The organism is Streptomyces sp. SDr-06, assembly GCF_003324565.1.
In the GTDB taxonomy this organism is placed as follows: domain Bacteria; phylum Actinomycetota; class Actinomycetes; order Streptomycetales; family Streptomycetaceae; genus Streptomyces.
Genome location: NZ_QOLA01000028.1, coordinates 1 through 13,945, shown reverse-complemented (window position 1 = coordinate 13,945; position 13,945 = coordinate 1). Strand labels below are relative to the sequence as shown.

The 13,945-nt window shown below is 72.4% G+C and carries 10 protein-coding genes; 9 read left to right on the top strand and 1 reads right to left on the bottom strand.

Annotated elements, in window-relative coordinates:
• Positions 1-354 precede the first annotated feature (354 nt).
• The 8 genes from DT019_RS34445 (at position 355) to DT019_RS34410 (ending at position 12,440) form a co-directional block, all read left to right on the top strand.
• Positions 355-2,310: a DUF4192 family protein gene (locus tag DT019_RS34445; RefSeq protein WP_223279902.1), complete on the top strand. Its 1,956-nt coding sequence runs from the start codon at positions 355-357 to the stop codon at positions 2,308-2,310.
• A gap of 398 nt (positions 2,311-2,708) precedes the next feature.
• Positions 2,709-4,742 carry a glycogen debranching N-terminal domain-containing protein gene (locus DT019_RS34440; RefSeq protein WP_114040927.1) on the top strand — a complete coding sequence of 678 codons (2,034 nt, stop codon included), beginning with the start codon at positions 2,709-2,711 and terminating at the stop codon, positions 4,740-4,742.
• A 95-nt stretch (positions 4,743-4,837) separates the two neighbouring features.
• Positions 4,838-5,602 carry an NUDIX hydrolase gene (locus DT019_RS34435; RefSeq protein ID WP_114040926.1) on the top strand — a complete coding sequence of 255 codons (765 nt, stop codon included), beginning with the start codon at positions 4,838-4,840 and terminating at the stop codon, positions 5,600-5,602.
• Between the two features lie 197 nt (positions 5,603-5,799).
• Positions 5,800-6,684, top strand: coding sequence for a S1 family peptidase (locus tag DT019_RS34430; protein ID WP_114040925.1), 885 nt, complete (start codon positions 5,800-5,802; stop codon positions 6,682-6,684).
• A gap of 213 nt (positions 6,685-6,897) precedes the next feature.
• A complete protein-coding gene (locus DT019_RS34425; RefSeq protein ID WP_114040924.1) occupies positions 6,898-8,619 on the top strand; it encodes an ATP-binding cassette domain-containing protein in 1,722 nt (573 codons plus the stop codon).
• Positions 8,620-8,779: 160 nt separating this feature from the next.
• Positions 8,780-9,664, top strand: a complete 885-nt coding sequence (locus tag DT019_RS34420; protein ID WP_114040923.1) for a FadR/GntR family transcriptional regulator — start codon at positions 8,780-8,782, stop codon at positions 9,662-9,664.
• Between the two features lie 322 nt (positions 9,665-9,986).
• Positions 9,987-11,540: an RNA polymerase sigma factor gene (locus DT019_RS34415; RefSeq protein WP_114040982.1), complete on the top strand. Its 1,554-nt coding sequence runs from the start codon at positions 9,987-9,989 to the stop codon at positions 11,538-11,540.
• A gap of 87 nt (positions 11,541-11,627) precedes the next feature.
• Positions 11,628-12,440, top strand: coding sequence for a S1 family peptidase (locus DT019_RS34410; protein WP_114040922.1), 813 nt, complete (start codon positions 11,628-11,630; stop codon positions 12,438-12,440).
• A gap of 109 nt (positions 12,441-12,549) precedes the next feature.
• On the opposite strand, the gene DT019_RS34405 is transcribed toward DT019_RS34410, so the two are convergent.
• Positions 12,550-12,780 (bottom strand): hypothetical protein, encoded by a 231-nt coding sequence (locus DT019_RS34405; RefSeq protein WP_053725523.1) that lies wholly within the window; start codon positions 12,778-12,780, stop codon positions 12,550-12,552.
• A 433-nt stretch (positions 12,781-13,213) separates the two neighbouring features.
• On the opposite strand from DT019_RS34405, the gene DT019_RS34400 reads away from it, so the two are divergent.
• On the top strand, positions 13,214-13,945 hold a 732-nt coding region (locus DT019_RS34400; RefSeq protein WP_262985362.1), incomplete at its 3' end, for an ATP-binding protein.

The following is a 13,945-nucleotide window of genomic DNA, read 5'->3' as shown; positions in this document are numbered from 1 at the left end:
GGGAGACGTGCACCTCCGCCTCCCGGGTCGGAGTCGGTCTGGGGGACCGTCTCCAGCGGGCCCGAGTCAGGTCGTCGGTGGGCTGTGCGCCGCTTCCGCGCAACGTGGTGGCGGCGGCTCATCGGTGCCGGACTGCCCCGGGCGGCAACGGCGCGGGTTCCTCACCCGTCGCGCGGGGTGGGCAGGACACCCTGGCGTGGCTCACCGTCCCGGCCTGGGCGACGCGCCCTTTCCTGAGGCGCGGTTGAGGGGCTGCGCCACGTCCGTCGCACTTGTATGACCGGCGTCTTCGGCCTGTGGACAACGTTATCCACAGGGGTGGCAGGGGACCCGTGGTCGCGAAACCCTCGGGACATGCGAGACATGAGCGAACACCACGAATCGGAACCCTGCAATCCCGAACCCCGCGACTGCGAATCCCGCGAGGCCGAATCCCGCGGCTTCGAGACCACCGGCCTCGGGCCAAGTGATGCCGCATCCTGCCACTCGGAGGCCCATGAACCCGAGGCCCCCTCATCCGAATCCCACGGCTCGGCGGGCGAGCCCCGGATCACCTTGCGCGGTCCGGCCGAACTGGCGGACGCGCTGCCGTACTTGATGGGCTTCTATCCGACCGACTCGGTCGTGCTGGTCGCGTTGCACGGCGAGAGCGGACGGTTCGGGGGCCGGGTCAGGGTGGGGCTGCCCGCCTCGCCCCAGGAGTGGCCGGACATCTCCGATCAGCTCGCCGACTGTCTGGTCACCGGAAGCGAGCGGCGCGGTCAACGGCCCGACGGAATTGTCGTCTTCCTCTGCCAGGACCCGTCGGGTGGCGGCAGTGGGCACGAAGTGATGGAGCGATTGCGGCCGTTGGCCCAGCGGCTCCGCACGGCGTGCGGCGTCCTCGACGTGCCCGTACTCGAAGCGCTCTGCATTTCCGACGGGCGCTACTGGTCGTACTGCTGCCCCGACGCCCGCTGCTGTCCACCGGAAGGCAGCGTGCTGGCCCTGCCGGGCACGTCCGTCATGGCGGCCGCCGCCACCTACGCGGGCATCCAAGTCCGGGGCTCCCTGCGGGAGATGGAGGCCCGGTTCGCGCCGTGGGTGACCGAGGCGGCGGCCGAGCAGGAGCGGGCCCTGGACGCCGCGGCCGCGGAGATGTTCCCCCGCATCCTCAGCGAGGGCGACCGGCGCACCGTGGCGGACGAGACGCTCGACCTGGCGGCCCGTCTCATGCGCCGGATCGCGGAGGCACCCGCTCCGACCCGCGGTCCCGACCTCGTCCCCGCGGGCAGGCGGGGGACGGGCACGCTGCTTGTCGGCAGGAACGCGGAGGACGACCAGGACGACGGACTCATCGCCCACGACGAGGCGGCGGCCGTGATCCTCGGCCTCCAGGACCGCACGACCCGGGACTGGGCGGCGGAGTGGATGGAGGGGGCCGAAGCGGGGCCCGCGCTGCGCCTGTGGCGAGCGCTGGCCCGCCGTTGCGTCGGCCCGTACGGCGACCACGCCGCCGCGCTGCTCACCCTGGCGGGCTGGGTCTCCTGGTCGACCGGCGACGACCCCCACGCCAGGGTGGCCTTCAGCCTCGCCCTGCGGGCCGACCCCGACTACCGCTTCGCCCGGCTGCTTCACCAGGCCTGCAACGGCGGCCTCGACCCGGAGGACCTGCGCATCTGCCTGCGCGAGGAGCGCGCCGCGAGGCTTGCGGAACCGGCCGCCCCCAAGGGCGAGCAGAGGGATGGGGTTCCGGCCGGGGGCACGGTGGAATCCCCGGAGCTCGCCGCGGTGGCGGAGGCGGATGCCACGGTGGCCGAAGGTGCTGTCGAGGCCGCGGCCGGGGATGCCCAGACCTCCGCGGCCGGGTCGGTGGCCGCCTTCGCGCCCGAGGGTGCGCAGGCCGCCGCAACCGAGGGGACGCACACCGACGCAACGGAGGATGTGCGCGTCACCGCACCCCGGAGTTCGGACTCCCTCGTGTCCGAGGACGGGCATGCCGCCGCGTGCGAGGCTTCGCCAGGGCCGGTGGAGCCGTCCGCCCCTCGGGCAGCCCGTCCGAAGTCCCGCCGCACGACACCGGCCGCGTCGCCACAGGCGAACGCCAACGAGGCGTCACGCCGCGGGAGTTCCGGCAGCTCGGAGTCCTCTCGCCCCGAGCCGACACGTCCCGATCCGGCTCGACCGGACTCCGCTCGGTCCGACTCCACTCGACCCAACCCCGGTCGTCCCGATTCCGCTCGTGTGGACTCACGCCGTCCGAACTCCGGGAATGGGCGAGCGCGTGTGCGTCGCCGGGGTGGAGAGCCGGTCGAGCGGAAGGGCTCATGAAGAAGGCGCCGTCGTTCGGCCGGACAGGACAGGACATACAGAAGCGCCGCCGTTCGGCCCGGTGCGACGGGACACAGACGCCCGGACAGGGATCCGGGGGAAGGTCGACGCGGCGGTGTGCGGCCGAGGCGACGGTGATGTGCGGCTGGCGCGTCGGGAGGGCGTGGAGGCGAGGCGCGCCGGGGCGGAAGTGATCGGAGGGGAGCGAGATGAGGGTGAGGCGTGGCAGTGGGAGCCGTACGGCCCTGGGGTGGAGGCGGGCGGGCGATCCGTCCGTGACCCGGTCGTGGGCCATGACGTTCACCTGGGTGGCAGCGCGGCACCGGGCGCCGCGCCGCGTGGGCGGCGGGATCCGTCCGGGCTTGCCTCCGTCGCCCGGCCCACGCAGAAGGGTACGTATGGCGCCCACCGCATCTCCCCGCACCGGCAGCACCGTGAGCACACCGGGGCCGGTTCCGCCCAGAGCGGCCGGGCCGCTCGGCGAGCTTCCGGCCGTGCACGCGGCGGTGATCTGCGTGGCGCTGCCCGGCCTCGCGATGTCGCCGGAGCACGGCCAGCTGACCGGGTACGGCCTCGAAGGCTTCTACCAGCACGGCCGACGGCTGCTGTCCCGCTGCCAGTTGAGAGTGGCGGGCCGCGACCCGATCGCCGTCCAGGGCAGGTCGATATCGGCCGACCGGGCCCGCTTCCTCGCGGTGGTCCGCACGGCGGCGGACGCGGGCCCCGACCCCGAGATCGCCGTGGAGCGCCTCCGGCAGGCGGACGGGACCGAACGGATCACCCTGAGTAGTTCGTCGGCCCGCCCGATGCGCCTCCCGGTGGAGATCGCCCTCGGCACCGACCTGGCCGAGCTGGGCGCGGTCGCGGCAGGCCGCGCCGGGCCCGAACTGCCCGCCAGCGTGCACGGCTCGGGCATGCGCTGGGCCTCGGGCGGCGCCCACAGTGCGGTGACCGCCCAGCCGCCGCCGACCGACGCGCTCGCCTCCGCCGGGGTGCTGCGCTGGGCCGTGGAGCTGCCTCCGGGCGGCTCCTGCACGATCCAGTTGCGCGTCAGCAGCGATCGGCCGGTGCGCCCGTCCGGCCACGCCGCGAGCCCGCTGCCCTCACCCGAGGAGGCCAGGGCCGAGGGGGACGATCCGCGGGTGGCGGCGCTGCTCCAGCACAGCGTCGACGATCTCCGGGCCCTGCTGATCCGCGACCCGGCCCGCCCGGCCGACCTGTACGCGGCGGCCGGGGTCCCCTGGCGGTGCGGGGCGGCGCCTGCCGAGGCGCTGTGGGCGGCGCGGATGGCGCTGCCGCTGTCCACCCGGCTCGCCGCGGCCACTCTCCGCACCCTGGCGCGCACTCAACTCCCAGGTCCCGAGGCAGAGTTGGGGCGCATTCCGGGCCCGTTCAGGGACGCGGGACCCTACCTGCCGCCGGGGTGCACGGGGGTGGAAGCCACCCTTGCCTTTCCGGTGGTGCTCGCGGAGGCGCGCCGCTGGGGGCTGCCCGAGCAGGAGGTGACCGAGCTGCTGCCCGCCGCGGAGCGCTGTCTGCACTGGCTGGCCGCCACCCTGGACGGTGACGGCTACCTCGCCGAGACGGGTCCGGGGGCCGCCGGGTTCGTCCGCGCGGAGACCCAGGCCCATGTCCACCGGGCCGCGCTGCTCGGCGCCGAGCTGCTGCGGGAGTGTGGGCGCCCCGGGGCAGACGCCTGGATCGCACGGGCCGGAGCGCTCAGGGAGCGGTTCCGGGCGGACTTCTGGCTGGACGACCTCGGCGGCGGCCGCCCCGCCGCCGGCCGCACCGCCGACGGGAGACCGGTGCCGCTGCTCGGCGCGGGCGCCGCCCACCTGCTGGACACGGGGCTGCTCGGCGGCGGCCGTCTCGCCCCCGGGCTGCTCGACAAGGTGCAGACGGAGCAGCTGGCCCGGCTGCTCGGTGGCCCCGCGATGGACTCGGGCTGGGGGCTGCGCGGGCTCGCGGTCCGGGAGCCCGGGTACAACCCGTTCGGACACCGGGCCGGGGCGGTGCGGGTGCACGAGAGCGCCGTGGCAGTCGCGGGGCTGGCGGCGGCCGGCTACGAGAAGGAGGCCGTCGGCCTGCTGCGGGGCGTCCTGGCCGCGGCGGAGGCGTTCCGCCACCGGCTGCCCGAGATGTACGCGGGGGAGCAGCGCACCGCCGACAGTGCGCCCGTTCCGCATCCGGCCGCCTGCCGCCCCGCGGCGGTGGCGGCCGCGGCGGGCATCCAGTTGCTGACCACCCTCGCCGGGATCCGCCCGGACGCCCCGGCCGGAACGGTCGCCCTGCACCCGATGAGGTCGGCCCCGCTTGGCGCGGTCCGGCTCGCGGGCCTCAGTGTGGCGGGGGCGCCGTTCACCGTACGGATCAGCAGGCTCGGCGTCGCCATGGTCGAGCAGGCCGCCGAGTGGCTCCAGTTGGGAGGGTGAGCCGGATGGGCACCCCGGGAGGTGCGCCAGGAGAAGAAGTGTCCGGCGGTGTCGAAGGGAGTGTTTATCGTCAGGCAGACGACTATGATCGCCGCATGTCGCCCTACGACCCGTCGGCCTTTCCGCCCTTCGCCGTGACCGTCGACCTGGTCGTGCTGACCGTGCGCCGTCACGCGCTCTGCGCGCTCGTGGTGCGCCGCGGGGAGCCACCGTTCCAGGGGCGCTGGGCGCTGCCCGGCGGATTCGTCCGCGGCGACGAGGACCTCTCCGCCGCCGCGGCCAGGGAGCTCGGCGAGGAGACGGGGCTGTGCGCCTCGGACCCGTCGGCTCCGGCGCCCGCCAACGGTGCCCACCTCGAACAGCTCGCCACCTACGGCGATCCCCGGCGCGACCCCCGGATGCGGGTGGTCAGTGTGGCCCACCTCGCCCTCGCGCCCGACCTGCCCGCGCCGCGCGCAGGCGGCGACGCGCACAGCGCGCGGTGGGCCCCCGTCGAGGACCTGCTCGGCCAGGAGGGCGGATTCGGCCGGGACGGCGAGCAGCCCGCCCCGCTCGCCTTCGACCACGCCCAGATCCTGGCGGACGGGGTGGAACGCGCCCGCTCGAAGATCGAGTACTCCTCGCTGGCCACCGCCTTCTGTCCGGCCGAGTTCACCGTCGGCGAGCTGCGCCGGGTGTACGAGGCCGTGTGGGGCGTGGCCCTGGACCCGCGCAACTTTCATCGCAAGGTGACCGGCACCCCGGGCTTCCTCGTCCCGGCCGGCGGCACCACGACCCGGCAGGGCGGACGCCCCGCCCAGCTGTTCCGGGCCGGCGGCGCGACGCTGCTCAACCCGCCCATGCTGCGGCCCGAGGTCTGAAGCCGGGACGACGAGAAGCGGCGAGCCGGTCCAAGTCCGTTGGAATCCAAAGGAGTTGGGCCTGGTGCGGGTGATCTGCGCACTCCGGGTCAGGGGGGCGGGTTGCCGCGCCGAACGGATGCGGAACATGCCCTTCGGGGGTCCTCCCTACCTTCCATGGGCCCGCTGGCCGGACCTCGGACAGGGCCACTGACCGGATGGATCGGTTCCTCTTGATCGCGGAGGCTGAGCACGTCGAACATGCTCGCCCGATCGGAGAACTAGTGTTCAGCTTGAAGTCCTCGCGTCGCATGGTGGCGCGTACCGCCGCGGTGGCGCTGGCCGGGACCGTGTGCGCCGCCATGATGTCCGGCAGCGCCCAAGCCATCGTCAACGGGAAGGATTCAACGCAGCGTTACCCGGCCATGGTGTCGATCCCGGTGACCGTGGTGGACGACCCCACGCGCAAGGGTGTCTGCGGGGGATCGCTGATCGACTCGGAATGGGTGCTCACGGCCGCCCACTGCGTGGACCCGAAGCTCGTCACCCTGGACGGCACCGTGCGGATCGGCAGTGAATGGAGGAACTCCGGGGGCACGGTCCGGTCGGTGGCGAAGACGGTGTCCCACCCGGGGTACCGGAACGGCGAAGGCAGCTTCAACCGCGACGACCTCGCTCTGCTCCGGCTGAACCGCCCCGTCGCGGAGAAGCCCATCCGCATCGCCGACAAGCCCGGCCGGCCCGGCACCCCGACCCGGCTCCTGGGCTTCGGCAGGACCGACGACGCCCCCGACGTCCCGTGGGTCTTCCCCGACCGGCTCCAGGAACTCGACACGCGCAGGGGTGCCGTCTCCGAGTGCGCGCCGGGCTGGGCGGACCACACCCGCCTGTGCACGATCAGCCAGGTGCCCAAGGCCATGGCGTGTCACGGTGACTCGGGCGGCCCCCAGATCCAGCGGGACCGGACGGGGCGCTGGGAGCTCATCGGTGTGACCTCCGGCCCAGGTGCCCCGGGAGTGCGCTGCAGCGAGGGCCCGGGGCTCTACACCAGCGCGCCCGCCTATGCGGGCTGGATCCACAAGGTGATCGCCCGCAACAGCTGAGGCGGGACGCGGCCTCGCCGCCCGGTGCCACTCGCCAGGGCAAGGCTCTTGTCGCTGCGCGGCTGTCACCGGCCCTGGCCGCGGCACGCCCAAAGGCCTGACGTCCGGGGGCGCATCGCCCCAGGCCTGCGTCAAAAGTCCTAAATGTCGCGTTATCTTGCTGCGGTACCCGCCCCCTGCCGCCGAGCGGTCTCACCTACCGCGAGAGAAGCGATGCTCCAGGCAATCGGACTCACCAGCGCCCCCCGTCGAGACCTTCCGCCCGTCGTCGACGACCTCACCTTCGAGGCGAGACCCGGGCAGCTCACCGCCCTGCTCGGCGCGCCGGGCTCGGGCCGGACGACGGCCCTGCGCCTGATGCTCGAACTCGAACCGGGCCGGGGCGTCACCTACTTCCGCGGCCGCACCATGCACGAACTCGCCCACCCGGCCCGCGAGGTGGGCACCCTCCTCGGCGACGTGCCCGGTCACCCCGCCCGCACCACCCGGGGTCAGCTCAAGCTGATGTGCACCGTGGCCGGTGTGCCGGTGTCGCGCGCCGACGAGATGCTGGAGGTCGTCGGCCTCTCCGGCCTCGCCGACCAGCGCCTGGGCACCCTCTCGCTCGGCATGCACCGCCGCCTGGGCCTCGCCGCCGCCCTGCTCGGCGACCCGCACACCCTCCTCCTCGACGAGCCCGCCGAGGGCCTCTCGCCCCGCGAGATCGCCTGGCTCCACGGGTTGTTGCGCGGTCACGCCGACCACGGCGGCACCGTCCTGTGCACGTTCTCCGACCCCAAGGAGGCGGCACGGATCGCCGACCGTGTGGTCACGATCGACGGCGGCCGGCTCGTCGCCGACCAGGACGCCACCGCCTTCGCCCGCACCCGGCTGCGGCCGCGCGTCGCCGTCGCCACCCCGCACGCCGCCCGCCTCGGCGACCTGGTCAGCCGCGAGGCACGCGCCGCCCAGCGCTCCGTGGAGGTGGTCGCCGAGGACGGCAGCCACCTGTCCGTGTACGGCAGCAGCTGCGCGGAGGTCGGGGAGACGGCCTTCCGCAACGGCGTGCTGCTGCACCGGCTCGCGGACGAGATCGGCGACACCGGCCCGAGCGTCACCGTCCCACCCCAGGAACGCACCGCCCCGCCCCGTGGTTCCCAACCACCCATCACCCGCCGACCCGCCCGCACCCCGCTGCGCCCCCTGCGGTACGAACTGCGCAGGCTCCTCGGCGTACGGACAACCTTCTTGCTCGCGGCGGGCGTTCTGGCGCTGTCTGCGGTCCTCTCCGTGCTGCTCGCCCGCGGCGGGCACACCCCGCTGCCGCGGCTCCTCGCCGCCTGGCCCGGGCTGCTTCCGCTGCCGCCCGCCGCGCTCGGCTCGGGCCTGTTCGGCGCGCTCGCCTTCGGGGACGAGTACCGCTATCCGGCGCTCGCCGCGGACCGCGGCACCGTTCCGCGGCGGCTCGGCCTGCTCTGCGCCAAGCTCGCCGTGAGTGCCGCGGTGGCCCTCCTGATCGCCGCCCTCACGGTCGCCGTCGACCATGAGACTCTGCGGCTGGTGTACGGGGGCGACATGGCGGAGGTGCCTGCCGAATGGCCTGCGCTGGGCGCCAGTTGGGCCGGACTCGCGGTCGGCTGTGCCTGGGCCGGGCTGCTCGCCGCGGGGATCTTCCGGGCCACCACCGCGGGCCTCGCGGCGGTGCTGGCCGTGCCGGTCCTCGTCGTACCGCTCCTGAGGAAGGCGGTGGAGGGGCGTTCGGTGCGCTCGGCCGCCGGGCTCCCCGACCGGCTGCGCGACCTGGCGTTGGTGCGGTGGCCGCACGCGTTCGACCACTGGCTCGTCGCCGCCCTGCATCTGCTCGCCGAACCGGTCGGAGCCGCGCTCGCGTTGTCCCTCACCGTTCTGATCTGCGCATACCTGGTCACCGGCCTGCGTGCCAGGGCCCGTTGGTGAGCCGCTGGCGACCAGAGAGCGAGGATCTGCCCACAACTCCCTTGGGTATGCCCGCTTCTTTCCGATAAAGCGTCAATTGCGGGGTGGGCGGTGATCACCCTTTCGTGTGCTTTTCACCAAAGACCTCAAGGGGTGCCGCGGTCCCGCCGACAAAGGGTGCATGAGCACCCTTGCGCACACCATGATGACCGCCCGCACCGCCGACTCCGGCCTCTCCGCCCCGGGCGAACTCGACCGCTATCCCTACGGGGAGGCGCGCCCGTCCGACCGGATCGGCACCCCCTCCTGGGACGGCGGGGACGCGGAGCTCGGCCGGGTGGGCCGGCGCGCGGCGGGCAGCCGGGGCCGGGGTCTGCACGGTCAACTCGTCCAGCAGCTCGGCCAGATGATCGTTTCCGGCGACCTGGGCGCGGACCGCCCGCTCGTGCCCGAGGAGATCGGCCAGCGGTTCGAGGTCTCCCGCACGGTCGTCCGCGAGTCCCTGCGCGTGCTCGAGGCCAAGGGGCTGGTCAGCGCCCGGCCCAACGTCGGCACCCGGGTCCGTCCGGTCAGCGACTGGAACCTGCTGGATCCCGACATCATCGAGTGGCGCGCCTTCGGCCCCCAGCGCGACGACCAGCGGCGCGAGCTGGCCGAGCTGCGCTGGACCATCGAGCCGCTCGCCGCGCGCCTGGCCGCGGGCCACGGCCGCGAGGACGTTCAGCAGCGCCTCGGCGACATGGTGGAGATCATGGGCCACGCCCTGGGGCAGGGGGACGCGATCACGTTCTCCCGCGCCGACGCCGAGTTCCACTCCCTGCTGATCCAGCTCGCGGGCAACCGGATGCTGGAGCACCTCTCCGGCATCGTCTCGGCCGCGCTCCAGGTCTCCGGGGCCCCGGTCACCGGCTGTGACCGCCCCTCGGACGCCTCCCTCGCGCACCACGGGCGGATCGTGGACGCCCTCGCCAACGGCGACCCCATCGCGGCCGAGACCGCCGTGCGTCAACTGCTCACCGTCCACCCGGAGGTGGAGCGGGTCGTTCCCGCGCCGCGTGAGCACTGACCCGGGCCTCCGCCGGACACGCTGTGCCGCCGGATCTCGGAGGGGGTCCGGCGCGCTCGATTACGGGGTATCCGTCCCTTGTGACCCCTTAGTCGCCTTTGGGGTGTGACTCGGGCCACGAAGATTGCCCGTAACACTCCTCGGAACCATGCGATGACTTAAGAGGTAACAGCCGAGGAGGGAATACAGCCGCCATGCGTGGCGCTGTGCAGCTCCGAGGTTCAGCCCGCGCCCCCGGCACATCCCCAGCCGGTGGTCGTCGGCTCCGGCCCGATCCTGGGCGGGGCCGGAAGCCGTTTTCCATCGTTTCGAGAGGTTGTTCGTGTCGGCCAGCACATCCCGTACGCTCCCGCCGGAGATCGCCGAGTCCGAGTCTGTGATGGCGCTCATCGAGCGGGGAAAGGCTGATGGACAGATCGCCGGCGATGACGTGCGTCGGGCCTTCGAAGCCGACCAGATTCCGCCGACCCAGTGGAAGAATGTTCTGCGCAGCCTCAACCAGATCCTCGAGGAAGAGGGTGTGACGCTGATGGTCAGTGCCGCGGAATCACCGAAGCGCACACGGAAGAGCGTCGCAGCGAAGAGCCCGGCGAAGCGCACCGCCACCAAGACGGTCGCGGCCAAGACGACCGTGACCACCACCAGGACCGTCGCCGCCTCCGCGGCTCCGGCCGAGACCGTGGACGTGCCGGCCGACGAGGCCGAGGACGCCCCCAAGAAGGCCGTCGCCAAGAAGGCGGCCGTCAAGAAGACCGCCGCCAAGAAGACGGTGGCCAAGAAGGCCACGGCGAAGAAGACCGCCGCCAAGAAGGGCGACGACGAAGAGGTCGTCGAGGGCGACGAGCTCCTTGAGGACGCCGCGCCCGGCAAGGGTGACGAAGAGGAGCCCGAGGGCGAGAGCAAGGGCTTCGTCCTGTCCGACGAGGACGAGGACGACGCTCCCGCTCAGCAGGTCGCCGTCGCCGGTGCCACCGCCGACCCGGTCAAGGACTACCTGAAGCAGATCGGCAAGGTCCCGCTCCTCAACGCCGAGCAGGAGGTCGAGCTCGCCAAGCGCATCGAGGCCGGCCTGTTCGCCGAGGACAAGCTGGCGAACGCCGACAAGCTGGCGCCGAAGCTCAAGCGCGAGCTGGAGATCATCGCCGAGGACGGGCGCCGCGCCAAGAACCACCTCCTGGAGGCCAACCTCCGTCTGGTGGTCTCGCTGGCCAAGCGCTACACCGGCCGCGGCATGCTCTTCCTGGACCTCATCCAGGAGGGCAACCTCGGTCTGATCCGCGCGGTGGAGAAGTTCGACTACACCAAGGGCTACAAGTTCTCCACGTACGCCACCTGGTGGATCCGCCAGGCGATCACCCGCGCCATGGCCGACCAGGCCCGCACCATCCGTATCCCGGTGCACATGGTCGAGGTCATCAACAAGCTCGCGCGCGTCCAGCGCCAGATGCTCCAGGACCTGGGCCGCGAGCCCACCCCGGAGGAGCTGGCCAAGGAGCTCGACATGACCCCCGAGAAGGTCATCGAGGTCCAGAAGTACGGTCGTGAGCCCATCTCGCTGCACACCCCCCTGGGTGAGGACGGCGACAGCGAGTTCGGTGACCTCATCGAGGACTCCGAGGCCGTCGTCCCCGCCGACGCGGTCAGCTTCACGCTCCTCCAGGAGCAGCTGCACTCGGTGCTCGACACCCTGTCCGAGCGTGAGGCGGGCGTGGTCTCCATGCGCTTCGGCCTCACCGACGGCCAGCCCAAGACGCTGGACGAGATCGGCAAGGTCTACGGCGTGACCCGCGAGCGGATCCGCCAGATCGAGTCCAAGACCATGTCGAAGCTGCGCCACCCGTCGCGTTCGCAGGTCCTGCGCGACTACCTCGACTAGGTCGCGGTCGTACGTCACCGAGGGTGCGGTGCGCGGTCGGCTGAATGACTCTGGGTGTGCCTGTGTCACCGAGAGTCAGGAGACCGTATGCGCCGCTTGATCGCCCGAGCCGTCACGGGGACGGCCGCCCTTGCGGTCACCGCCCTGGGCGCGCCGCCGTCCGCGACCGCCGACGAGGTCGTCATCGGCGGGCAGCAGGTCGGGATCTCCGACAGCCCCTGGGTGGTGGCGCTCTCCAGCCGTGACCGGTTCGGGGGTACGCGCGCGGGCCAGTTCTGCGGGGGAGCCGTGGTCTCGCCCACCAAGGTCCTGACCGCGGCGCACTGCCTGCGCAGTGACGTGCTGGGCGTGGACGTGTCGCGGGTGCGGGACCTCAAGGTGATCGCGGGCCGCACGGAGCTGCGGTCGAACGCGGGGCAGGAGATCGCGGTGAGCGCCACGTGGATCAACCCCGGCTACGACGCGGGGACCAACGCGGGCGATCTGGCGGTGCTGACCCTGGCCAGTCCGCTGCCCGCCTCCTCCGTGATCGCCCCGGCTCCGGCCGGGGACCCCGGGTACCAGCCGGGCATGCGGGCCACGGTCTACGGCTGGGGCGACACCACGGGCGGCGGCAACTATCCGACGGCGCTGCGCTCGGCCCCGGTCCAGGTCCTCCAGGACGGGGTCTGTGAGCGCGCCTACCCGGCGAACTCCGACGGAACGTACCTGCGGTCCACCATGCTGTGCGCGGGCGATCCTGCGGGCGGCCACGACGCCTGCCAGGGCGACAGCGGCGGGCCGCTGGTGGCCCAGGGCCGGCTCATCGGCCTGGTGTCCTGGGGGAACGGATGCGGGCAGGCGGAGAACCCCGGCGTCTACACCCGGATGTCGGCCGTGCCGTGGTCCTCGGGCCTCTGATCGTCCCGCACCGCGGGCGGGCATGAAACGGGCGGTCGCTTCCCCTGCACGGGAAGCGACCGCCCGTCGCCGGTCCTGGACCGGCCCTGGCTCGTCGTGATGCGAGGTCTCAGCGATCCTCGTCGCCTGCGGACTCGGGCACCGCCGTGAGGCGGTCCGTCTCGTCCTGTATGTCAGCGGCGATCTTCTTCAGTTCCGGCTCGAACTTACGTCCGTGATGAGCGCAGAAGAGCAGTTCGCCGCCGCTGGTCAGGACTACGCGAAGGTAGGCCTGTGCGCCGCAGCGGTCGCAACGGTCGGCGGCCGTCAGGGGGCTCGCGGGGGTCAGAACAGTAGTCACGTCGCCTCTTCTCTAGCTCGACGAGCTGTCGTACCAGGGTCAACATCCAACCAGGCCGAAAACGTTCCCGCTCGTGGCTTTTCCTCGAAAGTTCTTGGTCAAGGTGGCTGTCTGCTGCCGGTTGGCGGCGAATGAGCCGTATTGCGGAGCTTTACGGGTTTCGCGTTGCTTGTCTCGTTTGGCCCTCCCGGCGGGGTTGCCGGTTGTTCATGAGGACGTGCCCGGAGCCTAAATGGTTCATGCCTGAATGGGAACGTGATATCCGCATCACCCGCACGAGGGATCGAACACGCTTGCGATGCTGGACTAGCATGAGGATTCGCGAGGGTGGCGTTACAACGGCTCTACCAGGCCTCGGTACCCTCTGACCGGCGACCGACGCCGGCCCCTTACCCACAGGGGCGCAATTGAAATTCAGCGAGGAGCGAACTGCGTGACCGCCGAGACGTCCGTTCCGTCCACTGCGCTGCTGAGCGGGGCAGACCGCGACGGCTCCAACTACACCGCTCGGCATCTGCTCGTACTCGAAGGCCTCGAAGCGGTCCGCAAGCGACCTGGCATGTACATCGGGTCCACGGACAGTCGCGGCCTGATGCACTGCCTCTGGGAGATCATCGACAACTCCGTCGACGAGGCCCTGGGCGGCTACTGCGACCACATCGAAGTGATCCTGCACGACGACGCCTCCGTCGAGGTGCGTGACAACGGGCGGGGCATCCCCGTCGACGTCGAGCCCAAGACCGGGCTCTCGGGCGTCGAGGTCGTCATGACCAAGCTGCACGCCGGCGGAAAGTTCGGCGGCGGCTCCTACGCGGCGTCCGGTGGTCTGCACGGGGTGGGCGCCTCCGTGGTGAACGCCCTGTCGGCCCGCCTCGACGTGGAGGTCGACCGCAACAGCGCCACGCACGCGATCAGCTTCCGGCGCGGCGTGCCCGGCATCTTCACCGAGCAGGGCCCCGACTCGCCGTTCGACCCGGGCAACGGCCTGCTCAAGGGCAAGCGCGTGCCCAAGAACCGCACCGGCACGCGTGTGCGCTACTGGGCCGATCGCCAGATTTTCCTCAAGGACGCGAAGCTGTCGCTGGAGACGCTGTATCAGCGGGCGCGGCAGACGGCTTTTCTGGTGCCGGGTCTGACGATCGTGGTGCGGGACGAGCGGGGTCTG

What these genes read in the sequence shown, in the direction of transcription:
- DT019_RS34425 (WP_114040924.1), top strand. Translation starts at nt 6,898, where the DNA reads ATGCTCCAGGCAATCGGACTCACCAGCGCCCCCCGTCGAGACCTTCCG.
- DT019_RS34440 (WP_114040927.1), top strand. Translation starts at nt 2,709, where the DNA reads ATGGCGCCCACCGCATCTCCCCGCACCGGCAGCACCGTGAGCACACCG.
- DT019_RS34435 (WP_114040926.1), top strand. Translation starts at nt 4,838, where the DNA reads ATGTCGCCCTACGACCCGTCGGCCTTTCCGCCCTTCGCCGTGACCGTC.
- DT019_RS34410 (WP_114040922.1), top strand. Translation starts at nt 11,628, where the DNA reads ATGCGCCGCTTGATCGCCCGAGCCGTCACGGGGACGGCCGCCCTTGCG.
- DT019_RS34445 (WP_223279902.1), top strand. Translation starts at nt 355, where the DNA reads ATGCGAGACATGAGCGAACACCACGAATCGGAACCCTGCAATCCCGAA.
- DT019_RS34420 (WP_114040923.1), top strand. Translation starts at nt 8,780, where the DNA reads ATGAGCACCCTTGCGCACACCATGATGACCGCCCGCACCGCCGACTCC.
- DT019_RS34430 (WP_114040925.1), top strand. Translation starts at nt 5,800, where the DNA reads ATGGATCGGTTCCTCTTGATCGCGGAGGCTGAGCACGTCGAACATGCT.